Annotated in this window: 28 protein-coding genes and 2 pseudogenes; 16 read left to right on the top strand and 14 right to left on the bottom strand. The window is 61.2% G+C overall.

Going from position 1 to position 25,093, the window contains the following annotated elements:
• Both PH551_RS28905 and PH551_RS28900 read left to right on the top strand, forming a co-directional pair.
• Window positions 1-308, top strand: a 308-nt coding sequence (locus PH551_RS28905; RefSeq protein ID WP_285196069.1) for a porin, incomplete at its 5' end; no start/stop codon positions are given.
• A gap of 389 nt (window positions 309-697) precedes the next feature.
• Window positions 698-1,596, top strand: a pseudogene (locus tag PH551_RS28900) (LysR substrate-binding domain-containing protein).
• A 36-nt stretch (window positions 1,597-1,632) separates the two neighbouring features.
• On the opposite strand, the gene PH551_RS28895 reads toward PH551_RS28900, so the two are convergent.
• Window positions 1,633-2,316 (bottom strand): DNA alkylation repair protein, encoded by a 684-nt coding sequence (locus tag PH551_RS28895; protein WP_285196068.1) that lies wholly within the window; start codon window positions 2,314-2,316, stop codon window positions 1,633-1,635.
• On the bottom strand, window positions 2,313-3,182 hold the full coding sequence (locus PH551_RS28890) for an NAD(P)-dependent oxidoreductase (RefSeq protein WP_285196067.1): 870 nt from the start codon (window positions 3,180-3,182) through the stop codon (window positions 2,313-2,315). Before PH551_RS28890 ends, PH551_RS28895 begins: the two co-directional genes overlap by 4 nt.
• 164 nt (window positions 3,183-3,346) lie before the next feature.
• Between PH551_RS28890 and PH551_RS28885 the strand changes: the two genes are divergently transcribed.
• From PH551_RS28885 to PH551_RS28860, 6 genes are all read left to right on the top strand, one after another.
• Window positions 3,347-3,718 (top strand): hypothetical protein, encoded by a 372-nt coding sequence (locus PH551_RS28885; protein WP_285196066.1) that lies wholly within the window; start codon window positions 3,347-3,349, stop codon window positions 3,716-3,718.
• Between the two features lie 373 nt (window positions 3,719-4,091).
• On the top strand, window positions 4,092-5,267 hold the full coding sequence (gene ssuD / locus PH551_RS28880; RefSeq protein WP_285196064.1) for an FMNH2-dependent alkanesulfonate monooxygenase: 1,176 nt from the start codon (window positions 4,092-4,094) through the stop codon (window positions 5,265-5,267).
• 266 nt (window positions 5,268-5,533) lie between these two features.
• Entirely contained in the window at window positions 5,534-5,857 is a 324-nt protein-coding gene (locus PH551_RS28875) for an ArsR/SmtB family transcription factor (protein WP_285196063.1), read from the top strand.
• Window positions 5,854-6,264 (top strand): SRPBCC family protein, encoded by a 411-nt coding sequence (locus PH551_RS28870; RefSeq protein WP_097601451.1) that lies wholly within the window; start codon window positions 5,854-5,856, stop codon window positions 6,262-6,264. The genes PH551_RS28875 and PH551_RS28870 overlap by 4 nt, the downstream gene beginning before the upstream one ends.
• 279 nt (window positions 6,265-6,543) lie before the next feature.
• Complete coding sequence (locus PH551_RS28865; protein WP_285196071.1) at window positions 6,544-7,011, top strand: DUF1801 domain-containing protein; 468 nt, start codon at window positions 6,544-6,546, stop codon at window positions 7,009-7,011.
• 34 nt (window positions 7,012-7,045) lie between these two features.
• Window positions 7,046-7,498, top strand: a complete 453-nt coding sequence (locus tag PH551_RS28860; RefSeq protein WP_285196062.1) for a DUF1801 domain-containing protein — start codon at window positions 7,046-7,048, stop codon at window positions 7,496-7,498.
• 17 nt (window positions 7,499-7,515) lie between these two features.
• On the opposite strand, the gene PH551_RS28855 is transcribed toward PH551_RS28860, so the two are convergent.
• The 4 genes from PH551_RS28855 to PH551_RS28840 all read right to left on the bottom strand — a co-directional run bounded on the left by PH551_RS28855 (window position 7,516) and on the right by PH551_RS28840 (window position 9,934).
• Complete coding sequence (locus PH551_RS28855; RefSeq protein WP_285196061.1) at window positions 7,516-7,992, bottom strand: SRPBCC family protein; 477 nt, start codon at window positions 7,990-7,992, stop codon at window positions 7,516-7,518.
• A complete protein-coding gene (locus PH551_RS28850) occupies window positions 7,989-8,330 on the bottom strand; it encodes an ArsR/SmtB family transcription factor (RefSeq protein WP_285196060.1) in 342 nt (113 codons plus the stop codon). The genes PH551_RS28855 and PH551_RS28850 overlap by 4 nt, the downstream gene beginning before the upstream one ends.
• Window positions 8,327-9,013, bottom strand: a complete 687-nt coding sequence (locus tag PH551_RS28845; protein ID WP_085778423.1) for a glutathione S-transferase family protein — start codon at window positions 9,011-9,013, stop codon at window positions 8,327-8,329. Before PH551_RS28845 ends, PH551_RS28850 begins: the two co-directional genes overlap by 4 nt.
• 102 nt (window positions 9,014-9,115) lie before the next feature.
• On the bottom strand, window positions 9,116-9,934 hold the full coding sequence (locus PH551_RS28840) for a class I SAM-dependent methyltransferase (RefSeq protein WP_285196059.1): 819 nt from the start codon (window positions 9,932-9,934) through the stop codon (window positions 9,116-9,118).
• Window positions 9,935-10,048: 114 nt separating this feature from the next.
• Here PH551_RS28840 and PH551_RS28835 point away from each other — a divergent pair, with 114 nt between their 5' ends.
• Window positions 10,049-10,774 (top strand): DUF2270 domain-containing protein, encoded by a 726-nt coding sequence (locus PH551_RS28835; protein ID WP_097601458.1) that lies wholly within the window; start codon window positions 10,049-10,051, stop codon window positions 10,772-10,774.
• A gap of 10 nt (window positions 10,775-10,784) precedes the next feature.
• On the opposite strand, the gene PH551_RS28830 is transcribed toward PH551_RS28835, so the two are convergent.
• The 4 genes from PH551_RS28830 to PH551_RS28815 form a co-directional block, all read right to left on the bottom strand.
• Window positions 10,785-11,051: an usg protein gene (locus PH551_RS28830; protein WP_085778420.1), complete on the bottom strand. Its 267-nt coding sequence runs from the start codon at window positions 11,049-11,051 to the stop codon at window positions 10,785-10,787.
• 211 nt (window positions 11,052-11,262) lie between these two features.
• Window positions 11,263-12,093 carry an ABC transporter permease gene (locus tag PH551_RS28825; RefSeq protein ID WP_285196058.1) on the bottom strand — a complete coding sequence of 277 codons (831 nt, stop codon included), beginning with the start codon at window positions 12,091-12,093 and terminating at the stop codon, window positions 11,263-11,265.
• Window positions 12,090-12,896: an ABC transporter permease gene (locus tag PH551_RS28820; RefSeq protein WP_085778418.1), complete on the bottom strand. Its 807-nt coding sequence runs from the start codon at window positions 12,894-12,896 to the stop codon at window positions 12,090-12,092. The genes PH551_RS28825 and PH551_RS28820 overlap by 4 nt, the downstream gene beginning before the upstream one ends.
• Window positions 12,897-13,009: 113 nt before the next feature.
• Window positions 13,010-13,783 carry a transporter substrate-binding domain-containing protein gene (locus tag PH551_RS28815; protein WP_285196057.1) on the bottom strand — a complete coding sequence of 258 codons (774 nt, stop codon included), beginning with the start codon at window positions 13,781-13,783 and terminating at the stop codon, window positions 13,010-13,012.
• Window positions 13,784-14,113: 330 nt separating this feature from the next.
• On the opposite strand from PH551_RS28815, the gene PH551_RS28810 reads away from it, so the two are divergent.
• Window positions 14,114-16,339, top strand: a complete 2,226-nt coding sequence (locus PH551_RS28810) for an OmpA family protein (RefSeq protein ID WP_285196056.1) — start codon at window positions 14,114-14,116, stop codon at window positions 16,337-16,339.
• An 88-nt stretch (window positions 16,340-16,427) separates the two neighbouring features.
• Here PH551_RS28810 and PH551_RS28805 read toward each other — a convergent pair whose 3' ends face one another.
• Both PH551_RS28805 and PH551_RS28800 read right to left on the bottom strand, forming a co-directional pair.
• On the bottom strand, window positions 16,428-17,186 hold the full coding sequence (locus PH551_RS28805) for an alpha/beta hydrolase (RefSeq protein ID WP_285196055.1): 759 nt from the start codon (window positions 17,184-17,186) through the stop codon (window positions 16,428-16,430).
• Between the two features lie 52 nt (window positions 17,187-17,238).
• The gene (locus PH551_RS28800; protein WP_285196054.1) at window positions 17,239-19,017 is read right to left on the bottom strand and encodes a cytochrome c biogenesis protein DipZ; all 1,779 of its coding nucleotides are present in this window, start codon (window positions 19,015-19,017) and stop codon (window positions 17,239-17,241) included.
• A gap of 357 nt (window positions 19,018-19,374) precedes the next feature.
• Between PH551_RS28800 and PH551_RS28795 the strand changes: the two genes are divergently transcribed.
• From PH551_RS28795 to maiA, 6 genes are all read left to right on the top strand, one after another.
• A complete protein-coding gene (locus PH551_RS28795) occupies window positions 19,375-20,427 on the top strand; it encodes an alpha/beta fold hydrolase (RefSeq protein WP_285196053.1) in 1,053 nt (350 codons plus the stop codon).
• 110 nt (window positions 20,428-20,537) lie between these two features.
• Window positions 20,538-21,278, top strand: coding sequence for a response regulator (locus PH551_RS28790; protein WP_285196052.1), 741 nt, complete (start codon window positions 20,538-20,540; stop codon window positions 21,276-21,278).
• Window positions 21,275-22,597, top strand: a complete 1,323-nt coding sequence (locus tag PH551_RS28785) for an ATP-binding protein (RefSeq protein ID WP_285196051.1) — start codon at window positions 21,275-21,277, stop codon at window positions 22,595-22,597. Before PH551_RS28790 ends, PH551_RS28785 begins: the two co-directional genes overlap by 4 nt.
• A 179-nt stretch (window positions 22,598-22,776) precedes the next feature.
• Entirely contained in the window at window positions 22,777-23,193 is a 417-nt protein-coding gene (locus PH551_RS28780; RefSeq protein ID WP_285196050.1) for an organic hydroperoxide resistance protein, read from the top strand.
• A 40-nt stretch (window positions 23,194-23,233) separates the two neighbouring features.
• The gene (locus PH551_RS28775) at window positions 23,234-23,368 is read left to right on the top strand and encodes a hypothetical protein (protein ID WP_285196049.1); all 135 of its coding nucleotides are present in this window, start codon (window positions 23,234-23,236) and stop codon (window positions 23,366-23,368) included.
• 11 nt (window positions 23,369-23,379) lie between these two features.
• Window positions 23,380-24,015: a maleylacetoacetate isomerase gene (gene maiA / locus PH551_RS28770; RefSeq protein ID WP_085778410.1), complete on the top strand. Its 636-nt coding sequence runs from the start codon at window positions 23,380-23,382 to the stop codon at window positions 24,013-24,015.
• Here the strand turns inward: maiA and PH551_RS28765 are convergent.
• Both PH551_RS28765 and PH551_RS28760 read right to left on the bottom strand, forming a co-directional pair.
• Window positions 23,985-24,671, bottom strand: a pseudogene (locus PH551_RS28765) (aldo/keto reductase). The gene maiA and the pseudogene PH551_RS28765 sit on opposite strands and share 31 nt — an antisense overlap.
• A 12-nt stretch (window positions 24,672-24,683) precedes the next feature.
• A complete protein-coding gene (locus PH551_RS28760; RefSeq protein WP_285196048.1) occupies window positions 24,684-25,079 on the bottom strand; it encodes a (R)-mandelonitrile lyase in 396 nt (131 codons plus the stop codon).
• Window positions 25,080-25,093 lie beyond the last annotated feature (14 nt).

Genomic DNA, 25,093 nt, shown 5'->3' with positions numbered 1-25,093 from the left:
CGCTCGGCCTCGCAGCCGTGTACTCTTCCGGCCCGAACTCCTACTACTCCGCAGCTGAATGGGCTGTCGCTGCCGAATACGCTATCAAGGCAACCGACAAGCTCAAGATCACTCCTGGCGTCCAGTACTACGGCGACTACTACGTTGCTGGCGACGACTTCAGCGACGGTGATGCCTGGAAGGTCGGTCTGACGGTTGATTACCAGATCGTTGACAACTTCTACGCCAAGGCTTCGGTTCAGTACCTCGATCCGGAAGACGCTGACGACTCCACGACGGGCTACTTCCGCCTGCAGCGCTCGTTCTAATCCAATAGGTGAGTGTCCCCGGTCTTCGGGCCGGGGACGCTTCAAATCAGTTTCTGATCCGAGTGACCTCCAGCTACGGGGACGGGTCCGGTCTTCCCTGCCGGACCGTCCTTGCAGTGTTTTTGACACGCGCTCTTGTGGCTGCATTTCCGAGCACTATCCAGGTAAGCCGAACCGGCATATTGTGTATCGCACGTCGGCATCCTGCAGGCCTTAATTGAGGCCATTCTTATTCTCAACAGAGTTTAGGTTGACATTGGGCATTGGTTGGCTTTGCCGCGACGGTTCGTGGAAAGAAGAATCCAATGCCGACAATGTGATTACAGCTTTGCTGGAGAGAGATACAACCCTTTCGGGGCGGCATTCATTCATACTCTCGGCTTGTTCGCATGGATGATCTCAACGACTATTTTTAATTTGCAGCCGTCGTTTCCAGTGATGGTTTTGCTTCTGCCAGTCGCAATCTGAAAATACCGCGCTCAAAATTGGGTAGGCGGGTCAGTCGCCTCGAGGGACGGGCTTGGCCCGCGGCTGATAGAGCGTTCGACCCGTCACTTCCGGGTGACAGAGATCGGTCAAGCTTTTTAGGAAAGATGCCAGACCATTCTGCAGGAGGCCGATCGCGCCAAATCGATCGTCACCGAGGCCCAATCCGATCTTCTGGGTGTGGTGCGGATGGGCTGCCCGCTTGGTCTGGTCGACATTTCCGTCGGAGGCATATTGCCTGAATTCCTCGAACGATATCCGAAGATCAAGCTGCAGATTATCGGCTCCGACCGCCGCGCCGACCTCATCAACGAACGGATCGATCTTGAGGTGAGGGCGACCAACGAGCCGGAGATACGGACGAGCCTGACGATGCGCAAGCTCGACAGGGCGCGGCGATTCCTGGTCGCAAGTCCGTCGCTCATTCGAACGCATCGGCGGTTTAAATTGCGTCGACGAGCTCGCCGATCTTCCGACGCTGGCGATGACCCCGTTGGTGTCGTTCCATACTTGGGAACTCATCGGTCCGAATGACGACAAACGGGTAGTCCGGCATCAGCCGAGGCTAACCTGCCGCAGCATGACCGCCATTCTCGATGCAGCCCGCGCCGGCCTCGGCTTCGGGCTTCTGCTCGAAAGTGCCTGCGAGGCGGATCTGCAGGCCGGCAGGCTTGTGCGGGTGCTGCCGGAATGACAGTCGGAAGAGGGCCAGTTTTATATCGTCTTCACGACGGCCAAGGGCATGCCGCCGGCGGTAAGAGTCTTAATCGACTTTCTGGTGGAAAAATCCAGGCCCCATTGACGACGAGGCGAAATCCTCAGCCTTGGACGCATCGCGCTATTTCAGCCGCGCCAACAGCTTTTCACCGCTCAGCTCCCTGACAGCATCCCTGCCGATCCAGCGGGCGGTTTTATCCGGACGTTCAGCCAGCAGCTTCGCCAACCCCAGCGCCGGCCCATGGCAGGCGCGATTGCGTTTGCCGATGCTGCGCAATGCCCAATTGACCGCCTTGCGAACGAAGTTGCGGGAATCGCCGGAATGCACCTCGATCAGCGGCAGCCAGGAAAGGATGGCCATATCGGTCTCGCCCTTTCGATGGACGGCGGCGCCAGCGATCATCGCAAAAGCGGCGCGACGGACAAATTCGCGCTCTTCGGCAGCGAATTCCGGAATGAGCTCGTCCAGGCCCGCCTCGACGAAGAGACCGGCGGCGCAGTCGACAATTTCCCAGGAGTCGAAATCATGAGCCCAGTTTCTTGCCTCTTCTGGCGTCAGCCGCTTCGGCTCGGCAGTATAGAGAGCGAGCAGCCGAGCCTCGCGGATATTGCTTCGCCAGAGCTGCATTGCCCTGAGGTGATTCCTCTTCGCCAATCTGGCGACTGCCCTGATATCAGGATTGGAAATTCCGAGGGCGCGGTCGGTGACGATACCGAATCGCGCCATTCCGGCGGCATTCTCCTCCGAGCGCAGCGTTTCGAGATGCGCGATCAGTTCAGCCGGATCGGAGGAGGGACCGATCATTTCTCAAGCCGGGCGAGCAGCGAGGAGGTGTCCCAGCGATTGCCGCCCATTGCCTGCACGTCGCCGTAGAACTGGTCGACGAGGGCGGTGACCGGCAGCTTGGCGCCGTTGCTGCGCGCTTCGGCGAGCACGATGCCAAGATCTTTCCGCATCCAGTCGACTGCGAAGCCGAAATCATATTTGCCGGCATTCATGGTCTTGTGGCGGTTTTCCATCTGCCAGGAGCCGGCCGCGCCTTTCGAGATTACCTCGACGACCTTTTCAATATCGAGGCCGGCGCGCTTGCCGAAGTGCAGCGCTTCAGAAAGCCCCTGGACGAGGCCGGCGATGCAGATCTGGTTGACCATCTTGGTAAGCTGTCCGGAACCGGCCGGCCCCATGAGGCCGACCATGCGCGCATAGGCGTCGATCACCGGCCGGGCTCTCTCGAAGATGGCTTCATCGCCGCCGCACATGACGGTTAGCACTCCGTTTTCGGCGCCGGCCTGGCCGCCGGAGACTGGAGCGTCGATGAAATCCACACCCTTTTCCTTTGCCGCGGCATAAAGCTCGCGGGCGACTTCGGCGCTGGCGGTGGTATTATCGATCAGCACGGAACCCGGCTTCATGCCGTGCAGAGCGCCGTTCTCACCCGAGGTCACCGAACGGAGATCGTCGTCATTGCCGACGCAAACGAAGACGAAGTCGGCGCCAGCCGCAGCCTCTGCCGGTGTGGGCGCGGATTTGCCGGAGAATTTCTCGCCCCAGGCAGCGGCTTTCTCGGCTGTGCGATTGTAGACGGTGACATCGTGGCCGCCCTTCGTTTTCAAATGACCGGCCATGGGGAAGCCCATGACGCCGAGACCGATGAACGCGACTTTAGCCATATGTCCTATCCTTATCCTGAGTGAGAGGCCTTGAGGATTAACCGAAATGGCGCAAGCAGAAAAGCCGTGAAGACGGACTTCCTTCCGGTTGGCGCATATGAGGCTGGTCGCCATTCAGCCGAGCCCTAGATGGGAACGACGAATAACGTTTCCCGAGGGGTGACATGAACGAAGTTCCGACGATCGAGCCACGTCGCAAGGGCCGCAGCGGCACCCAGGCGATGCTTATTCCGTCGCGGCAGATGATCGAAGATCAGATTCGATTGGCGCCTGAAGGTGTTCTTACTGAGGCCGGCGTCCTGCGCCGGCTGCTCGCGGCCCAGTACGGAGCGGATGCCTGCTGTCCGGTGACGGTGCAGCGGCATTTGCGTGCGATCGCCGAATTATCCTTCGGCGCGCTGGAGAACGGCGAACCGCTTTCGACAGTGACGCCATATTGGCGCATGGTCGATCCGGCGAGCCTGCTTGCGAAACGTCTTGCCGGCGGTCCCGCCTTCATTCGCGAGCAATTGGCTGCCGAACGTCGAGAGAAGTAGCGAGGCAGAGCGTAAGGAACTCCGCCTGATCGCGATTCCGGGCGAGTTTACCGAAGGCGGCATGGGAAGAGCCCTCACCACGTCAAACGCGAAAAAATATTCCGCGAACGGCGCAACAATGGCAAACTCGTATTATCGATATAATCTGTAGTGTATGTCAGTATTTGTGCGAATTGGGGGCCAGCTCTGGAACGGAGCGTGATAACCGCCGTCGACCGACAGGACATTCAAATGCTCAAGCGTAGACAGGCGCCCGGACCATTTTCGCACCGCCACCGCGGCCCTTCCGAGCATTCGCATGGCGGCGGTGTGCAGCCATGCCAGGCTCACCGCGCGAGCCGATCTTCGAATTTCGCAGTAAAGGACCGTTTTCATGACCGCCACCTCTGATCCCATCAATTTTCTCTGGTTCATCCCTACATCGGGCGACGGCACTTATCTCGGCTCTTCCGACCTCAACCGGGCGCCGGAGATCGGCTATCTCACCCAGATCGCGCAGGCCGTAGACCGGCTGGGCTATTCTGGCGTGCTGTTGCCGACCGGGGTTGCGTGCGAGGAATCCTTTGTGACGGCAGCCGCACTGGCGGCAAAGACCGAGAAGTTGCAGTTCCTGGTGGCGATCCGCCCGGGCACGGCATCGCCTGCCTATTATGCGCGTCTTGCGACAACGCTCGACCGCATTTCCAACGGCCGCCTGCTGCTCAACATCGTCGTGGGCGGCAGCCCGGCGGAGCTTGCCGGCGACGGCATCCATCTCGAGCATGACGAGCGCTACGCCCATGCCGAGGAGTTCTTTACTGTGTTCGAAGAGCTGCTGGACAAGGGGACGGCGAGCTTCGACGGCAAATACATCAAGGCGACCAATGCGCGCCTCGGCTTTCCCTCGGTGCAGAACCCGCGCCCGCCGCTTTATTTCGGCGGCTCGTCGGATGCCGGCATCGATTTCTCGGTCGGCCGCGTCGACAAGTACCTGACCTGGGGCGAACCGCCGGCGCAGGTGGCCGAGAAGGTCACCAAGGTGCGCCAGGCGGCTGCTGATCGTGGCCGCGAGGTGACCTTCGGCATCCGCCTGCATTTCATCGTGCGGGAAACGGACGAGGAGGCATGGGAGGCGGCCGAGCGGCTGATCCGTCATCTCGACGACGAAACGATCCGCGAGGCGCAGGAGCGCTTTGTCCACGAATCCGATTCAGTCGGACAGAAGCGTATGGCCGCTCTTCACGGCGGCCGCCGCGACAAGCTTGAGGTCTCGCCGAACCTATGGGCCGGCGTCGGCTTGGTGCGCGCCGGCGCAGGCACCGCGCTTGTCGGCTCTCCGAAGACGGTGGCTGCCCGCCTGCGCGAATATCAGGAACTTGGCATCGACACAGTGATCGGCTCCGGCTACCCGCATCTCGAAGAGGCCTATCGTGTGGCCGAGCTGCTCTTCCCCGAGCTCGGCATTACTCGCGAGCAGCAGCGTCTGGCATTCAACAATGAATTCGGCCGCAAGCAGATATTCGCCGGCGGCAGCCATGGCGGCAACCTCAAAGTCGTCTCAGGCTCCTGAATTCAAAAAGATGCAGAGCATGTATCGCCGGAAGCCGTCAGCGGCTTCCGGCGTTTTTCCGCATGTCGGTTGCCCTTCAGGCTGGCGAGTCGCAATTATGCATAGCCGATGGGCTATGCCGGATGTGTTCGTGGCTTTTCGATTGTTGTATGCTCGCGGGCTGGCCCCAGGTTTTTCCAATCCATTTGTCGCTTTCTATCGTCGCTTGACATACGTATATCTCAGTGGCTATAGGTTTATTCATAGCTCAATAGGTATGGGTCGTCATGTCGAACGTTCAGGACGTGCTTTTCAGGACGCTTGCGGATCCTACCCGGCGCGCGCTTTTCGAGCGGCTGTGCCGGGAAGGGGAGAAGACGGTCGGAGCGTTGACGGCGCAGGCCGGGGTCTCGCAGCCGGTCGTTTCGAAACATCTCGGGCTGCTGAAGAAAGCCGGCCTGGTGCGCGACCGTCATGAGGGGCGGCAGACGCATTATAGCGCGCAGCTCGGCGCGCTTGCGCCGCTCGTCGACTGGACGAGCGAGATGGCCGGCTTCTGGCAAAGCCGCTTCAATGCCCTCGAAGATTTGTTGAAGAGGATGGATCAATGACAGACATATCGACCGAAACACGTTCCGTTGTCATCGAGCGGGAGATGCCTTTTCCGGCGGAAAAGATCTGGCGGGCGCTGACCCAGCCGCATCTGATCCAGGAGTGGTTGATGAAAAGCGACTTCAAGCCGGTCGTCGACCATCGCTTTAACTTCAACGCCGATTGGGGTGCGGTCGACTGCCGCGTTCTGGAAGTCGAGCCCCACAAGACCCTCGCTTACAGCTGGGGCGCCTATGGCCTCGAAACCGTCGTGACCTGGACGCTCACGTCCACGGGCGCGGGTACGCATCTGCGCATGGAGCAGTCGGGTTTCCGGGCGGATCAGCGGCAGGCCTATGGCGGCGCCAGGAGCGGGTGGCCGCAATTCTTCGACAAACTGGAGCAGGTGTTGGCGCGGATTGACTGATCCATCGCCGAGCGGGCGGGCCGTCGGGCTGATTTCGAGGAGGCTTCATTGAACTTGAACAACTGGTTTCGGCAGGTCCACCGTTGGCTGTCCATTGCCTTTACGCTGGTCGCCATCGCCAATATCATCGCCATGGTGCAGGAGGAGTCGGCGGTCTGGATTGGGCTCTTGGCGCTGCTGCCGCTCGGGCTGCTTCTCGTTACCGGTCTCACCTTGTCGTACTGCCCTATACCGCGGCACGGCGCGAGGTGGGAGGCATCGGCGGTTAGGAGGAAATCTATGGCGGGCAGAACGTCGAAAGGCGCGGAGAAGATCACGAAAAAGACCGCTAAACCGGCGGGGGCGGCGCCGAAGCTTCTGTCGGGCGGCAACCCGCAAATCCCCAAGGATTGTGGCGATGCGCCCGTGCAAGCCTACATCGCCGCCATGCCGGACTGGAAAAGTGAGATCGGGCGTCGCCTCGATGCGCTGATCACCAGAACCGTGCCCGGCGTCTGCAAGGCGGTCAAGTGGAACTCGCCCTTTTACGGCATGGAAGGGCAGGGTTGGTTCCTCGGCGTCCATTGCTACGCCAGCTATGTCAAGGTGGCCTTCTTCAAGGGCGCGTCGCTGCATCCTCTGCCGCCGGGCGAGTCCAAGCAGAAAGAGGTGCGTTACCTCGATATCCGCAAGGACGATCCCTTCGACGAGGCGCAAGTCGCCTCCTGGGTAGAGCAGGCGAGCCGGTTGCCCGGCGAACGGATGTGAGGTTTTGATGCGCGGCGACGGGAGAACGACAAAGATGAAGAAGGCGACGGCAACCTTGAAGAAGACCGATTCCAAGGAAGGGAACGGGCAAGCCTCTCCCTCTCAACTGATTGATGCGAGGATCGAGGAGCTCAAGGATTGGCGCGGCGACATGCTCGCGCGGGTCCGCGCGCTCATCAAGCAGGCCGAACCCGAGGTGGTCGAGGAATGGAAGTGGCGAGGGGTTCCGGTGTGGGAGCGCGCCGGCATCATCTGCACCGGTGAGACCTATAAGAGCGTGGTCAAGCTTACCTTCGCAAAAGGAGTCTCGCTTGAGGATCCGAACGGGCTTTTCAACTCCAGCCTCGACGGGAACACCCGGCGCGCCATCGACTTTCATGAAGGCGACGAGATCGACGAGGAGGCGCTGAAGGCGCTCATTCGAGCCGCGGCAGCGCTGAATACGTCGGCGCGCGCGGCCGGCTCGCGGAAGAAATCAAGCGCGTGACGGGTCATCCGGCCGCGTTAGTGAATTGGGCTTGCCTCGCGTTCGAGAAAGAGCTCGAGATTGTCGAGGCCGATCTCGGTGCCCTGAAGGCGAGCGCCGTTGTCGGCGTAGCCGTCGAGGAAAACCACTTGCTCGGTGAAGACCATTCTGGTGCCGCTGGGTTCGACGTTGAAGGCGGCGGTGACGAGCGAGGCTGAGATGCGGGTTTGGCCGAGCTTCATCTCATAGGCATAGATGATGCGGGTATCCGGCACGATATCGATGTAGTGGGCGTCATAGGCGTGCAGAAGCCCATCGGTGTCGGCGGTATAGTTCCTCTCTGTGCCGCCCGGCCTGAAATCGAGCGCATATTCCAGCGGCACCCATTCGCCGTGGCAGGCAAACCATTGCCGCTTCGACTCCGGCGTCGACCAGGCGCGAAAGACCCGGGCGACGGGCGCCTTCAGGCGGCGCTCGATGACGAAGGTGGTATGTTCGGCAGAGCGTGTCGTCATTCGGGGAGGGTCTCCGGCTCATCGGCGAGAAATTGATCCAGCCTGTCAAAGGCGGCGTTCCAGCGGGTCTTTCGCTGTTCCACCCAGCGCTCGATAGCGGCGAGCGCATCCTGCTGCAGGCGATAGGTTCGCACCCGGCCGGATTTTTCGGACAGCACGAGGCCGCTCTCCTCCAACACCTGCAGATGTTTCATCACCGTCGGCAGGGCGACGGCGAGCGGTGCGGCCAGTTCGGTGACCGAGGCCGGGCCGCGGCCGAGGCGGTCGATCATCCCGCGGCGGCTGCGGTCGGAAAGCGCGTGGAACATGCGGTCGAGATTCGCCTGGTTTTCGATCATTCCGCCGCATCCCGAAAGCGGGCGGGCAGCCTGTCCTGATAGGGATAGAACTTGAAATAAGGGCGGGCCTCTTCCAGCGCCCTGGCGAAGGACGGGCGCGCCAGCAGCCTGTTGTAATAGGCGCCAAGTTTCGGCTGCTCCTGTGAGAACGGGACCAGCGTCTCGGCATAGAAGAGGGCCGGGGCTGCAGCGCAATCAGCCATGGTGAAGGCATCGCCTGTTATCCAAGGGCTTTCGCCCAGCTGCTTTTCGATCATCGCATAGGCAGTGGTGAGCGTCGCTTTGCAGGCGGCCATCTCTATTTCGTCTGCCGTGCCCTCTGGACGCCGGCGATGGCTGACGAGGGTCTGCATCGGCACCTGGACATATTGGTCGAAGAAGCGGTCCCAGAGGCGGACCTGCAGCGCCCGATCGATCTCCAGCGGCAGCAGGCGCACGGGGCCGGGGTAGTAATGGTCGAGATATTCGATGATGATCGTGGTTTCGGGAATGGTGCTGTCGCGCGCCTCGTCCCTCAACAGCGGCATCTTGCCGATTGGCCAGAAGCGGAAGAGATCGGCGCGCGAAGCCTCGTCGGACAGATCGACGAGGCGATTTTCGAACGGAGTCGTGTTTTCATAAAGCGCGATCAGCACCTTGTGGCAGAAGGAGGCGAGCGGATGCCCATAGAGCACGAGCGACATGCGGCGACCTTTCTTATCCGGTAGAAAACTTTACCGAACGACTAAGTATCAGGTCCGAAAGCGCCGCGCAATAGATACTTCGCTAGTCGTGCAACTATTTCCTCAGCCGATGTATCGAGCGATCACCAGGTGGCCCGGTGTCGGCTGACCGTCTTCCATGCGGACGTTGATCTCCGATACCTCGACGAGTTCGAAACCGGTCGCCGTCAGACGTTCCCTGACATAGGCATCGGCATGGGCGAAGCGCTGATGCGGCCCGACCATATAGGCGCGGCCGGCAAGCGTCTCTTCGGGCAGGGTTTCGGAGGAGAAGATGAACAGGCCGCCCGGCATCAGGTTTTCGGCGGCGCCGAAGAAGAGCGGTTCGAGCGCGCCGAGATAGGGGAGCACGTCTGTGGCGGTGATGAGGTCGAACGCCTCCTCGTCGTTGTCGTCGAGGAAATCCTCGACCTCGGCGACGAATAGCGTCTCGTAAAGATCTTTTTCATGCGCGATCTCGACCATCTTCTCCGATATGTCGATGCCGGTCATGTCCTCGCACAGGTCGCGCAGCGCACCGCCGGTGAGACCGGTGCCGCAGCCGAGATCGAGCAGCCGCTTGAACGGGCCGAGCTTCAATGCCTGCAGGCGCTGGCGCACCAGCATCGGCACGTGATAGCCGAGTTGCTCGACGAGTACGTCCTCGAACACCTCGGCATGCTGATCGAACAGCGTTTCGACATAGGCGTCAGGCGCCTTGACCGGGATTTCGCCGCGGCCCATCGCGGCGATGCGCACGGCGGCTCCGCCGTGATCCTCGGGATCGATCGCCAAAACGTCCTCGTAGGCCGCCACCGCCGCGTCGACATCACCGGATTTCTCCAGCGCCAGCGCGCGGTTATAGGCCTCGGCAAGGGCTTCTTCGTTGATCTTCTTTGCCATCGCGGTCCATGTCCTTCTGTTTTCAGGCATGGCTCTACGGCGGCTTTCGATGTTTTGCAATGGCGCGGCAACAGGCGCAGAATGGCCAAAAAGAAGACGACGGGAGGAAATGCCATGAAAGCGGAGCAAGACAGGATGCGACCGGCAAGGGAAGAAGAGGGTGAGCGCCCCTTGCTGCTGCCCACGACGCCGGGCGAGATCACCAATACACTTAGCCACTATTACCGCGGCGAGCTCGGGCGGATGACGAGCTGGCGCGACCGCATCGACCGGACGTCCAACTGGGCGATCACCGTGGTGGCGGCACTGCTTTCAGTGTCGTTGTCGACGCCGACCTCGCATCACGGCGTGCTGTTGTTCGGTATCATGCTGGTGACGCTGCTTCTGATGATCGAGGCGCGGCGCTACCGCTTCTTTGATATCTACCGTGCCCGAATCCGGCAAATCGAACGAAACTATTTCGCGCAGATCCTGGCGCCTGACGCGGCGGCCCGGGGCGAATGGGCCACGGTCATCGCCAACAGCCTGCGCAAGCCGCGTTTTCTGCTCAGCTATCATGAGGCGATGCACCGGCGGCTTAAGCGTAATTACGGCTGGATGTATTTCATCCTGTTTCTGGCATGGTGTCTGAAGATCACGACGCCGAAGCTACAGACGGAGGGCATGCCAGCGCTGCAGGCGCAGTCTTGGACCTATGTCATCGACAACGCAGTGCTCGGGCCGGTTCCCGGCCTTGCCGTCATCATCGGCGTCGTCGTCTTCTACCTCGGCATCCTCGTCTTCGCGCTGCGCCCGGACCGTGACGAAGGCGAATTCGGCCACGGCGAAGCGCATGTCTGACGCGCTCAGATCAGTGCAGGATGAACTCGCCCTTCAGCGCCCGCCACTCGGTGGCCGAGATCAGCTTGCGGTGGACGTAGCGAACCGAATGCAGCGGTCCGTCGAGCTTTTCCTGCCAGAACTTCAGGAAACCGCGCATTTCGGGAAAATCAGGGGCGAGGTCATAATCCTGCCAGACGTAAGTCTGCAGGATCGTAGGGTGATCCGGCAGGCGGTAGAGGATCTGGGCAGTTGTCAGACCGTAGCCCTGCAGTTGCTTTTCCATGTCCTTGTGCATCGTATTCAGCTTCTTCTCGTTCCCACTCGCGCTTTATTAGCGCTAGGTGAAATGGAAACATGCGAATGGTTAACGCAAGCTTAACAGATACGTTGCCGAGGAAGTATTCTTTTTTATTTTCAAGTGCTTGGCAGCATGGCGAAGCGAGTGCTGCCATGCCGGTTTGAGCAATCGCTGTCCCAGAAACGATTATACTTTTCGGCGTTATGCCCTACCGTTTCAGATGCCGCGTCAGGCGACGCTCAATCCAGGCCCAGAGATGGCGCAGCGCCTCGACGATGGTGAGATAGAAGATCGCTGCCCAGAGATAGGTCTGGTAGTCGAAGGTGCGGGAGAAGGCGTAGCGCGTTTCGCCCATCAGATCGAGCACTGTGATGATGGCCACCACGGCCGAGCCTTTGATCAATAGGATGATCTCGTTGCCGTAGGGGCGAAGCGCCACGATGAAGGCCTGCGGCAGGATGATCTTGCGGAAGGCGATGCTCCTATGGATTCCGAGGGCAGCCGCTGCTTCGCGCTGCCCGTGCGGTACGCTTTCGATTGCGCCGCGCAGAATCTCCGCCTGGTAGGCCGCGGTATTGATGGTCATGGCGAACAGGCCGCAATACCACGCGTCTCGGAAGAACCACCAGAGGCCGACGCCTTCCAGCTGGGGGCGGAATACGCCGAGGCCGTAATAGACCAGGAAGAGCTGGGCAAGCAGCGGTGTGCCGCGGAAGAAATAAATATAGGCATAGGAAAGCCAGTTCAGCAGCTTGTTTTTCGACAAGCGCGCCATAGCAAGCGGCAGCGACAGGAGTGCGCCGCAAACCACCGAAATGGCTACAAGACTGAGCGTCACCCAGAGGCCGTGCAGATAGCGGGGGCCATAGCGGGTGAATTTCTCGATATCCCAGCCATTGATGACGGTGAAGATCAGCAGCGCGGCCAGCATGGCCCAAAATGCGACGAAGATACAGCCGGCAAGACGTGCCGTTGTCATCGGCTTCGCCACCTGGCGCGGCGCGGGCTGCGGCGGGATCAATGTTTCGGCGTAGCTCATCGACGGACCTCCGAACGCTTGGCCCAGCGATCGACATAGGCGAGCAGGAAGGAGGAGAGGATGGCGAGCACCAGATAGAGACAGCAGGCGATGCCATAAAAAAAGAAGGGTTCCTTGGTCACCCGCACGGCAACGTTCGTCTGGCGCAGGATGTCGGCCAAGCTGATGATCGAGACGTAGGATGTGTCTTTCAGAAGCACCATCCAGAGATTTGTGAGGCCGGGTAGCGCGATGCGTATGAGCTGCGGCAGAACGATGAGGCGCAGAGTGCGGCCGCGATGCAGGCCCAGCGCGTCTCCGGCCTCATATTGGCCCTTGGGAATGGCGCGAAAGGCCGAGAGCAGTACTTCCGAGCAATAGGCGGAAAAGACGACCGACAGCGCGATGACGCCGGCGAAGAAAGCATTGATTTCGATCGGCGGCCCGACATAGCCGGCAAGCTCCAGGAGAGACTGGATGAGCATCTGCATGCCGTAATAGATGATGAAGAGCGTCAGAAGCTCCGGCAGGCCGCGAAAGATCGTCGTATAGATACCGGCCGCCAGCCTCAGGGACTTTTCGTCCGACTGCTGGCCGAGCGCGACGAGGAAACCGATGACGAGGCCGATGGGCAGGGTGACGATCGCCACCGATACGGTGACCTGCAGCCCAAGGGCGATCTCGTCGCCCCAGCCAGTATCGCCACAGGCAAGTATCGTCGACTGACCCAACCAGGTGAAGATGCCGACGGGTCCGCATAGCGGATCGAAAATGTGCACAAGTGAGCTCCAGAAGGAGCCAAGCGCGGAAAACAATCCGCCCATGCGAGAATTCCCCTCACGGCTTTTGCCGTTTTGATCTTGCCACCTTTGTCAAACAAAAATGGCGGAAGAGCAAGCCTTCCGCCATTCGCTTGATCGGCCAGATACCGAATTTCTTATTCGCCGTAAACGTCGAAATCGAAGTACTTGTCCTGGATCTTCTTGTATTCGCCGTTGGCGCGGATCGCTGCGATCGCCGTGTTGAGCTTTTCCTTCAGCGGATCACCCTTGCGGATGGCGATGCCTGCGCCTTCGCCGTTGATTTCCTTGTCGACCGGCAGGGTCGTCAGGATCTTGCAGCAGGCGCCGGCGTCGGACTTGACCCATTCGGAGAGAACGACGACGTCGTCGATGACGGCATCGACACGGCCGCTGGAAACGTCAAGCTTGTATTCGTCGGCGGTGGGATAGAGCTTCAGCTCGGTATCGGCGAGGTGCTTCTCGGCGTAGTTGGCATGCGTCGTGGAAGTCTGTGCGCCGATCACCTTGCCCTTGAGGTCGGCAACGTCAGTGATCTTGGAATCCTTCGGCACGGCGATGGCCGGAGGCGTGTTGTAGTACTTGTTGGAGAAGTCGACGAGCTTCAGGCGCTCCGGCGTGATCGACATGGAGGAGACGATCATATCAAACTTCTTGGCGTTCAGAGCCGGGATGATGCCGTCCCAATCGGTGCTGACGAAGGAGCATTCCGCTTTCATCTCGGCACAGAGCGCCTTGGCGATATCGATGTCGAAGCCCTGGATGGTGCCGCTGGCATCGACGAATTCGAAGGGCGGATAGGTCGAATCGGTGCCGATCACGTATTTCTCGCCATCGGCCATGGCCGAACCGGCAAAGAGCGACATTGCCGCGATCGAGGCTGCCGCGAAGATACGGTTGGAGATATGCATGAGGATCCTCTCTGTTGGTAGCCATCGCGCTTTTTTCTCTTGGGCTGACGGCTGCTGTTCAACGGTGACGGGCACCGCCTTGCGGCGATAATCAGACTTTTTTTCACGGAAATGCAACAGAAATTCCCACAAATTGTGCGGTGCAAATAACAGGTGAGATGAACGAAAGCAGACTGCAACATTCACCGGAGGTTAATCCGCTGATTCCTAGAAACGGAACAAATCGGCGGTTTGGCACTTTGCCAATTCGCCGTTTCGCCTCATTGCGAAACTAGGGCGAACCGAGGCCTGTCGGCCTTCAGGAAGCTCAAACAGGATCGAGGAAACCCGATGGGCAAGAAATCAAGATTGTTTGCAAGCGCAGCTTTCCCGCTGCTTTCTCTCTCATTGGCGCTGCAGCCGGCATCGGCAGTGGCGGCCGCGCGCGGCGCTACGACCGAGGCTGCGGCCGTGCAGCAGCTCGAACAGGGCAGCTTCGAAGTGGCGCAGGACGCGCCCTCCGAAGAGGAACTCTTGAAGAAGAAGCGCAAGCAGAAGGGGGAAGCCCCGGCCGAACAGGCGCCGGCCGCCGAGCAGCCGAAGGAGGCGCCTGCCGAGAAGCCGAAGGCCGAGCGCAAGGAGGCGCCTGCGCCCGAACCCAAGGCGGAGCCGGAACCGCCGAAGGCCGAAGCGCCGAAGGAGGAGCCCGCGCCGAAGGCCGAGAGCAAGCCGGAGCGGAAAGCCAAGCAGGCGGCTCAGCCGGAGGCCGAGCCGCAACAGGAAGAACAGCAGCCGGTAACGCAGGAAAAGCCGAGAAAGCCGAAGAAGCAGCAGACTGAGCAGGCCGAGCCGGAGGCTCAGCCGGCCCCTGAACAGCAGCCGGCGGCAAAGCAAGCCCAGCCGGAGACCGAACAGGCCCAGCCCGAGGTCAAGCCGGAAGGCGGCAAGAAGGGTCAGGACAAGGCCCAGAGCCGAGATAAGGGCAAGGCTAAGACCGAGACCGCCGCTCCCGAGGCGGTGACGCCCACCGAGGAACAGGCCAAGCCTGCAGTTGAGCCGGAGGCAAAACCCGCTGCCGAAGCGCCAGCCAAGAAGCCGAAGAAGGGCGAGGCTGCAGCCCCGGCGGTGAAGCCAGCCGAAGACAAGGCGGCCGCTCCCGAAGCTGCGCCTGCCGAAGCACCGACGGATGGCACGGCTGCCAAGCCTGCCGCCAAACAGCCCACCGCTGAGCAACCCACCGCTGAGCAACCCACCGCTGAGCAACCCACCGCTGAGCAACCCGCCGCCAAACAGCCCGCCGGCGAACAGCCGGCTGCGCCCGCCACCGACACGGCCCAGCCGCTGCCGAATGCCAGCGGCGGACAGCAGGTGGAGCAGGCCATTCCGGCACCGGAAAAGGTTTCTCCCGAAGAGCTGGAGCGCCGGAAAAAGATCGCCGCAGATCCGGCCAAGAGCAACGAGACCGTCGTGCTGCCAGTCGAGAACGGTGCCGCCGTGCTTGACAGCGACAAGGATGCCGATCGCAACAAGGGGCGGGAAGGTCGCCGTGACCGCGACAAGCTGCGGGCCGAAAGCCAGGAGGTGAAGGTTCCGACCTCGGATGCGGATGCTCAGGCTCCTGCCGCCGCTGCGGCGCCGGCGATCAAGCTCGAGGCGGTCACCAGCGAGAAGGGCACGAGGCTCGACACCCGGCCGCAATTTGCCCGTCCCGAGGGAGCGCGCATCGAGGATCAAACGGATGATAACCGGGTGATCATCCAGTACAACAATCAAGTTATCGTGCGTAGCGACGACGACAGGAGGTTCCTGCGCGACGGTGAACGGCCGATCTATGAAGAGCTCCCGGACAATCGCTATCGCGAGATCATCACCCGGCCGGAAGGCTATCGGATCGTCACCATTCGCAACCGCTACGGCGACATCATCCAGCGGTCGCGCGTCGATTCCCGCGGGCGCGAATACGTGCTCTACTACTCACCTGATCTCTACGAGGATCCTGATCGCGGCTATTTCGATGACCCGGGCGCTGATCTGCCGCCGATGCGGCTGCGTGTCCCGCTTAACGACTATATCATCGACACCAGCAGCGATCCTGACCGGGACTATTACGAATTCCTCAGCGAGCCGCCCGTCGAGCAGGTGGAGCGTGTCTATTCGCTTGACGAAGTGAAGTATTCTGCCCGTATTCGCGACAAGGTGCGCCGCATCGACCTCGATACGATCACCTTCGCGACCGGCAGCGCCGAGATCCCGATGACCCAGGCGCGCACATTGCGCAAGGTTGCCGACGCGATCAGCCAGGTGCTGAAGAAAGATCCGAGCGAGACCTTCCTGATCGAGGGCCATACGGATGCCGTCGGTTCCGACCAGAGCAACCTGGTCCTCTCCGACCAGCGGGCGGAATCGGTCGCCAATGTGCTCTCCGACGTCTATGGCATTCCGCCGGAAAACATGGCGACTCAGGGCTACGGCGAACGTTACTTGAAGGTCAACACGCCAGGCCCCGAACAGGAAAACCGCCGCGTCACCATCCGTCGCGTCACTCCGCTGGTGCGTCCGGTCGCCGCCAACCAGTAGCTGATCCGCCCCTCCCTGGCGTCAGGGAGGGGCGCTGACCTCCTCTTCTCCCGCCGGGAGAAGGGGAAGTGGCCTTTTCTTACCCTCTCTATCGGCCAGCTTTCGTAGCCGCGTTTTCGATCACGTCGGCGACTTTCTCCGGCTGGGATGCGAAGACGGCGTGGCTGCCCTTGATCTCGGTGATGTCGCTGCCGGCTCGTTTGGCCATGTCACGCTCCAGCTCGGGATTGATGGAGCGATCCTCGGTGGCGACGACCGACCAGCTCGGCTTCGTCCGCCATGCCGGCCGTCCGACTTTGGCCGAAAAGGCCTGCTTGGCGGCGAAGACCTGCGATCTTGCCAGGAAATCGGCCTCGGCCTTCGGCAGATCGGCCGCGAAAGCCGCGGCGAAGGCGCCCGGATCGAGATAGAGATATTTGCCGTCCTTAGTTTCCTTGATATCCATACTGCCGGCCGGCTTCGAGCTGGCGAGGCTCAGCAGGCTTTCCCCCTTGTCGGGCTGGAACGCTGCGACATAGACGAGGCCAGCGACATGTGGATCGTGACCAGCTTCAGTGATTACCATGCCGCCATAGCTGTGGCCGACGAGCAGGACCGGTCCCGTCTGGAGGTTGAGAACCCGCTTCGTTGCCGCCACGTCATCGTCGAGCGAGGTGAGGGGCTCCTGGACGACGGTGACGTTGAAGCCGCGCTTTTCGAGGATCTCGGTCGCTTTTCGCCATCCCGAGCCATCGGCCAGCGCGCCGTGGACGATCACGATGTTGTTGACCGCCGCAGCCTCGGCAGCAAAGGCGATTCCGGCGGTGGCAAATGCAAGGCTTGCGATGAAAATCAGATGCTTGTTCATGGGGTCACTCCTTTTGGTGATGTTGAAGGGCGGGATTTGAAATTCTTAGGGTTCAGCCGAAGGTGAAGGCGTAAGCCTGGACGCCCGGATCGAGGAAGCGGATTTCGAAGGTGCGGGCGGTGACGGCGCCGGACTCGCGAACGAGCTGGTAAAGCCGCGTTGCGGTGACCGTGCCATTGCCGTCGGCGTCGATGTCGGAGCCATGATCGGCTCCGGGCGCCTTGCCATCGAGCCTCACCTGGAAACGGACCGGTTTGGCGTCGGCGCCGGCTCCGAGCACGAGGTGCAGATCGCGGGCGCTGAAACGATAGGCGATGCCGCCCCCCGGCTGGTCGAGCGTTGCCTGATCCTTACCGACGGTCCAGGCGCCAGACAGGCCCCATGCATTGATGCCGGGCTTGGCGATCGAGTAGTTCTGCGGCGTATCGGCCTGCAGCCCTTCGGGAGAGACGAAATTTTCGGCCTGTGCGTAGCCGAGATAGGTCTCGCCGGAGCCGATGTTGGCGAGGTCGGGACCCGCTTCCACACCCTTGGCATCGGGCGCAACCGTGGCCGTTTCCACCATCTGGTTGCCCGCTTCGCGCAGCAGGTCCTGGATGGCCTTTTCAGTCCTGCCGTAATTGCCTTCGCCGAAATGGTGATAGCGGATCTGACCTTTGGCATCGATCAGATAGGCGGCAGGCCAGTAGCTGTTCTCGAAGGCGCGCCAGATTTTGTAGTCATTGTCGATCGCAACGGGATAGCCGATCTGAAAGTCGCCGACAGCCTTCTTGACGTTGTCGATCTTCTTTTCGAAGGCAAATTCCGGCGCGTGCACGCCGATGACGACCAGGCCCTGATCCGCATATTTTTCCGCCCAGGCTCTGACATAAGGAATGGTGCGAATGCAGTTGATGCAGGAATAGGTCCAGAAGTCGACGAGCACCACCTTGCCCCGCAACTGCTCTGTGGTCAAAGGCTTCGAGTTCAGCCATTCGACCGCGCCGTCGAGCGAAGGCGCGTAAGCTTCGACGGGCAGATCACTGTGGAAAGGCTTGCTTCCATCGGCCGCCGCGGGAATGATTGTGTCGCTGCTCCCCACCTCAGAGGGCGTGCCGGCGACGGGCTTGGCATGCAGCCTGTCCAGCAGGGTCTGTTCCAGCGAGACGGTGCTGGCATAGGAAAGGCGCGCCAAGAGGCTGGTGTCGAGACCGAGCGCGATCACCGCCACGCCCGCCAACACGGTAGCGCCGACAGCTTGGCGGATTCGATCGCCAACGCCGAGCGAGCGCTTCATCGCGGCGAAGATTTTACCACCGATCAGCAAGGCGACGGCAAGCGACGTCGCAGCACCGGCGGCATAAGCGATCAAGAGGGCGGTTGTCTGCAGGTTGGCGCCCTGCAATGCCGCGCCGGTCAGCACAAGGCCGAGAATTGGTCCGGCGCAGGGCGCCCAGAGCAGGCCGGTGGCAACGCCGAGGATGAGCGCGCTCCTGACCGACGGCGCAGTGCGTCCGCCACCGCTGGCGTTTAGAAGATTGTTGCCGAGGTCGACGATCGGGCGGGCCAGCGTGCTCGCGAAGCGCGGCGACAGCAGGCTCACTCCGAAGAGCCCGAGCAGGACGATCGAAGCGAGGCGGCCATATTCATTGGCGCGGATGGCCCAGCTGCCGCCGACGGCGGCAAGCGTGGCGACCAGCGCGAAAGTGGCGGCCATGCCGGCCAGCATCGGCAGTGTGCTCTTGACGAAAGGCTGGCCGGCGCGGGTGAAGACGAAGGGGAGGATAGGGAGGATGCAAGGGCTGAGTATGGTCAGCACGCCTCCGAGATAGGCAATGATCAGAAGTGTCATCATCGTTTCCTTTGAAACCGATTGATCGGGCTCTGGACGGCGATGCGCCTGAACCAGCAACGGCTGGGAGATAGCCTGGCGGAGGTATCTCCGATGTGTCTGGTTTGATGCGAAAATGTACCGAACTATTGCGCTGGAGTGCCCGCGATACAAAAGAATACAAACTGCCTTTCCGCAGAGGCGGCGGTGAAAACGGCGATAGCCCGCCGGATGCCCTGCCGAGGCGGCGCTTTTGTATCGGAATGTATCTTGGCAGGCGGAGGTTACACTCGCATTCAAAAACCGCAGCCTGTGACATATGGGCGATACAAGCCGAACGTCATCTGAGCGCCGTGATCCATTCGACAGGAGAGACCGATGTCAGAGCAAATCAATCATCACCGCCGCCGTTTCTTCGGCATGACGGCAATCGCACTTGCAGCCGTCGAATTCGGCGTGGCCGGAGCGGTCGCAGCCCAACAGCCGCAGTCTAGCAGCGCAGCGCTGCCTGGCGTAAAGGCCGGGACCAATACGTCGTTCGAAGCGCTGAAGCAGGTCAGAACCGATGTGCTCGATATCGGCTATGCCGAGGCTGGAAAGGCGGATGGTCCGGTCGTGCTGCTGCTTCATGGCTGGCCCTACGATATTTACAGTTTCGTCGATGTCGCGCCGCTGCTTGCCTCGGCCGGCTACAGGGTGATCGTGCCTTATCTGCGTGGCTACGGCACGACCCGCTTCCTCGATGACAAGACACCGCGCAACGGCCAGCCTTCGGCGCTTGCCGCCGACATGATCGCCCTGCTCGATGCGCTCAAGATCGAAAAGGCTGTCATTGCCGGTTACGACTGGGGCGGACGGACCGCCAATATCATGGCCGCGCTGTGGCCCGAGCGCTGCAAGGCGATGGTATCGGTGAGCGGCTACCTGATCGGCAGCCAGGAGGCCAACAAGAAGCCGCTGCCGCCGAAGGCGGAACTTGCCTGGTGGTACCAGTTCTACTTCGCCACCGAACGCGGCCGCCTGGGCTATCAGAGCAATACACACGACTTTGCAAAGCTCATCTGGCAAACGGCGTCGCCGAAGTGGAATTTCGACGATGCGACCTTCGACAGATCCGCTGCCGCCTTCGATAATCCTGACCATGTGGATATCGTCATCCACAATTACCGCTGGCGCCTGGGGCTTGTCGAAGGCGAGGCGAAATATGATGCCTATGAGAAGAAGCTTGCCGCTCTGCCGATGATTTCGGTGCCGACGATCACCATGGAAGGCGATGCAAACGGTGCGCCGCATCCGGAACCTTCCGCCTACGCCGGAAAATTTTCCGGGAGGTACGAACATCGCACGATCGGTGGCGGCATCGGCCACAATCTGCCGCAGGAGGCGCCGCAGGCTTTCGCCCAGGCGGTCATCGACGTCGACCGCTTCTGATTGGCGGCAAAGCTTCGTTGCTCGCGCGGGCGGAATATGCGTAGGTCGCATCTGGCACTTCGATAAGAGCGAGGCGGCGGGCGCGGCCGCAATCGTGAGGAATAGGCAATATGGATCATGTCGATCACATCCTGATCGTCGACGACGATCGTGAAATCCGCGAGCTGGTCTCGGGCTATCTGCAGAAGAATGGCCTCAGGACCAGCATTGCCGCGGACGGGCGGCAGATGCGCAGTTTTCTGGAAGCGAATGCCGTCGACCTGATCGTGCTCGATGTTATGATGCCCGGCGACGATGGGCTGGTGTTGTCACGGGAACTGCGCGCCGGCCGGCACAAGGCGATACCAATCCTGATGCTGACGGCCCGTACGGACGAGATGGACAAAATCCTCGGGCTGGAGATGGGCGCCGACGATTATCTCGCCAAGCCCTTTGCCGCGCGCGAGCTTCTTGCCCGCATCAAGGCGGTGCTGCGGCGTACCCGCATGCTGCCGCCCAACCTGCAGATCAGTGAGGCTGGTCAATTGCTGACCTTCGGCGACTGGCGGCTCGACACGGTCGCACGTCACCTTCTCGACAAGGAAGGGACCGCGATTGCCTTGAGCGGTGCCGAATACCGCCTGCTTCGTGTCTTCATCGACCATCCGCAGCGCGTGCTCAACCGCGACCAGCTTCTGAGCCTGACGCAGGGCCGCGACGCCGAACTCTTCGATCGCTCGATCGATCTTCTTGTCAGCCGTCTGCGGCAGCGCCTGGGGGACGATGCGCGCGAGGCGACCTATATCAAGACGGTGCGCAGCGAAGGTTATGTCTTCTCGGTTCCGGTCGAAATTTCTGAGCCGCGCCGATGAGAGCCGATATTCCCATCCTGGCGAACCTAACGTGGCCGAGAACTCTGCGATCGCGGATATTTCTCATTCTTTTGATCGGTTTGGCCTTCGCCTATGGGCTCTCCTTCAGTGTTCTCTACATGGAGCGCTACATGTCGGCCAAGGCGGTGATGCTCGGCACGCTGGAGAACGACGTCGCGACATCGATTGCCGTTCTCGATCGGCTTCCGGCAAGTGAGCGCGGCGACCTTCTGGACTGGCTGAGCCGCGGCAACTACCGTTTCGAACTTGGGACTGGCCTTGCCGGTGCGCCCGACAGCTCCAGCAAGGCGAGGGAGATCGCAGGAAAGATAGAGGCGGCCGCCGGGCATCGCTTTCCAATCCGCGTCGAACGGATTCCGGGTGAGGTGAGCCGGCTGCAGGCGCATCTTACGCTGAGCGACGGAACTCCTCTGACGATCGATGTCACACCGAGAGGCGTGATGCCGATCGCCGCATGGCTGCCTTATGTTTTCGTGATCCAGATGGCGCTGCTCATTCTCTGCACCTGGTTTGCGGTCCGCCAGGCGATTCGGCCGCTCGGCGAGCTCGCCGCTGCTGCCGATGCGCTCGATCCTGATAAGGACGGTCAGGCTTTGAGCGAGGCGGGGCCGAGCGAGGTGGCGCATGCGGCAAGAGCATTCAATGCGATGCGGGAGAGGATCGCCCATTATCTCGAGGAGCGGGTGCAGATACTGGCGGCGATCTCGCATGATCTGCAGACGCCGATCACCCGCATGCGGCTGCGCGCCGACATGGCGGAGGATTCACCTGAGAAGGACAAGCTGGTGCATGATCTCGCCGAGATCCAGCGTCTCGTCCAGGACGGCATCGCCTATGCGCGCAGCGCCCACGGCAGCGGAGAGAAGAACGCCCGCATCGATCTCGCCTCGTTCATCGACAGTATAGCCTACGACTATCAGGACACTGGAAAGACCGTTACGGTCGTCGGTCTGGTTGAAGGCGCCGCCTTCACCAGGCCGCACGCCCTTCGCCGTATCCTGTCGAATTTCATCGACAATGCCTTGAAGTTTGCCGGCGCCGCCGAGATCAGCGTCGAGCAAGGCGCTGACAATTCCGTCGTCATCAGCGTTATGGATCGCGGACCCGGCATTCCGGACGATATGCTCGAAGCCGCGATGCAGCCCTTCTTCCGGCTCGAGCAATCCCGCAACCGGGAGACGGGCGGCACAGGTCTCGGGCTGGCAATCGCCCAGCAACTGACGGCCAAGATCGGCGGTTCTCTGAAGCTCTACAATCGCTCGGGTGGCGGACTGGCGGCCGAAGTCACCATTCGGTGAAGTTGAAATTATCGGAATGGATTGTACGGGAAAATGTCCTGGACGCCGGATGCTACGTTTTGTGACATTTCGGCCGATTCCGGAAACATGCCGGATATATCGATCCGTCAAACCACACTCCGTCAACCCGGCCGCGGTAGCGGCCAGTCGCATGAAGCGACGCAACAAGGAGTGTTTCCGTGACCAAGATCGACAAGGTTCTTTATACCGGCAGGACCCGCACCACCGGCGGACGCGACGGCGCCTCGCAGAGCGATGACGGAGAGCTGGACATCAGGCTCTCGCCTCCCGGCAGCGCCCGGCCCGGCACCAATCCCGAACAGCTTTTCGCAGCCGGCTGGTCTGCCTGTTTTATCGGCGCGATCGGCATTGCCGCCGGCAAATTGAAGGTCAAGGTGCCGGCAGAGACCGCCGTGTATGCCGAGGTCGATCTCGGCACAACCGATGGCGACTATTTCCTGCAGGCCCGTCTCAAGGTCAGTCTACCTGGCACCGAAGCGGATGTGGCAAAGGCGCTGGTGGATGAGGCGCACCGGACCTGCCCCTATTCGAAGGCGACGCGCGGCAATATCCACGTCGAAGTGACCGTTGCCTGACGCACAGGGATTGCCGGTCGGCCTCATGATGGAGGATTTGATGAGATTGATGATCATCTGCATTCTGGGAGCTGCGGTCTTCGCCGCGCCCTGCGTTTATGAGGTGAGTTCGCGCGAGCCTTCGCCGCTGGCGAGCCTCGTCGCGGCGGCGTCCGCAGCCTCCTCGGATCAATAGGGAGAAAGACAGTGAAACTCTACCAGAATGAAATTTCTTCGGCCACATCGAGGGTCCGGATCGCGCTCGCCCTGAAGGGACTGACGGCCGAAGCACTGCCGGTCTCGATCCTCGGCGAAGAGGCCGAGAGCCGGCAGGATGGATATCGCAGCGTCAACCCTCAGGGGCTGGTGCCGGCTTTGCTGACGGATAGCGGCGCGCTCATCACCCAGTCGCTGGCGATCGTCGAATATCTCGACGAGATTCAGCCTGAGCCGCCTCTGATGCCTGAGACCGCCGAAGACAGGGCGCAGGCCAGGTCGATCGCGCTTGCGATTGCCGCCGAGATCCACGCGCTACTGCCGCCGCGGATCGGCCTGCATCTCAAGACCGCCTTCCAGGCGGATGCAGATGCCATCACAGCCTGGAGCCGGCACTGGATCGGCGAAGGGATGGGCGCCGTCGAGAGGATGATCGCTGGCCGCAGGCATGGTGCCTTCGCAATCGGCGATCGGCCTGGTCTTGCCGATATTTTCCTCTTCCCGCAGGCAATCAGTGCCCGGCGCTTGGGCTTCGATCTCGCCCAATGGCCTGGTATTGCGGACATCGTTGCGAAGCTCGAAGCGATACCGGCGTTTCAGGAGAATGCCCCGGCGCCAAGGAAATGACGTGAACGATGGAGAAGCGGCCGCGGTTGATAACGGCCGCTTCTAACGATCATCGTGGCGAGGGTCACTTTCGAGGCTGCCGAGATCCCCGGCAGTCAGGTTGAGCTGCGCTGCCCCGATGTTCTCCTCCAGGCGATGCAGCTTGGTGGTACCGGGGGTCGGTACGATCCAGGGCTTCTGGGCCAGCAGCCACGCGAGCGCCCCTGAGCGGAGGTGGCGCGCTTACGCGCGGCGATGTCCGTAAGCAGATTGACGAGGCCTGGTTGGCCTTCCGTGCTTCCTGCGAAAAGCGCGGCACGATATTGCGGAAATCCTTGCTGTCGAATGTAGTAGCCGCCTCGCTGATTGCGCCGGTGAGGAAGCACTTGCCGAGTGGGCTAAACGGAATGAAGCCGGTGCCGAGTTCTTCGAGCACCGGCAGGATGTCCTGCTCAGCTTCGCGCCACCAGAGCGAATATTCGCTCTGCGGATTCGTTGTTGTAGAGGCCATAGGCTTCGGCGGTGTCGAAGAATGTCACGCCGCGTTCGATTGTCCGCCGGATCAGTGCGACGGCATCCTGGATACGTCGCCGGCCCATTACCATAACTCAGCCCCATGCAGCCGGGACCGATGTCCGAGACTTGAGTCCGCTGTTTCCACGTTGACGCAACCGTATAGCCCTTTCCTTTCAGCCTCGATATTCGCTGTCGGTGACATGCCCCATCCAGTCGACGACCTTGCCTTCGAGCTGTTCCTGGATGGCGATGTGGGTCATCGCGGTCGTTGGCGCGGCGCCGTGCCAATGCCGCTCGCCTGGAGCGAACGAGACCACGTCTCCGGGGCGGATCTCTTCGATGGGGCCGCCTTCACGCTGGACGCGGCCGCAGCCTGCCGTGACGATCAGCGTCTGGCCGAGCGGATGGGTGTGCCAGGCGGTGCGGGCGCCGGGTTCGAACGTGACGCTGGCGCCGGCGGCGCGAGCGGGATCGGTGACGGAAAACAGAGGGTCGATACGCACCGTGCCGGTAAACCAGTCTTTCGGCCCCTTGGCCGATGGCTGCGAACCGTTTCGTTTGATTTCCATGAGGGTGTTTCCTG

It is taken from the genome of Rhizobium atlanticum (genome assembly GCF_030182485.1).
GTDB lineage: Bacteria > Pseudomonadota > Alphaproteobacteria > Rhizobiales > Rhizobiaceae > Rhizobium.
The sequence above is the reverse complement of the archived record's forward strand: the minus strand, read 5'-3'. Positions and strand labels throughout refer to the sequence as shown.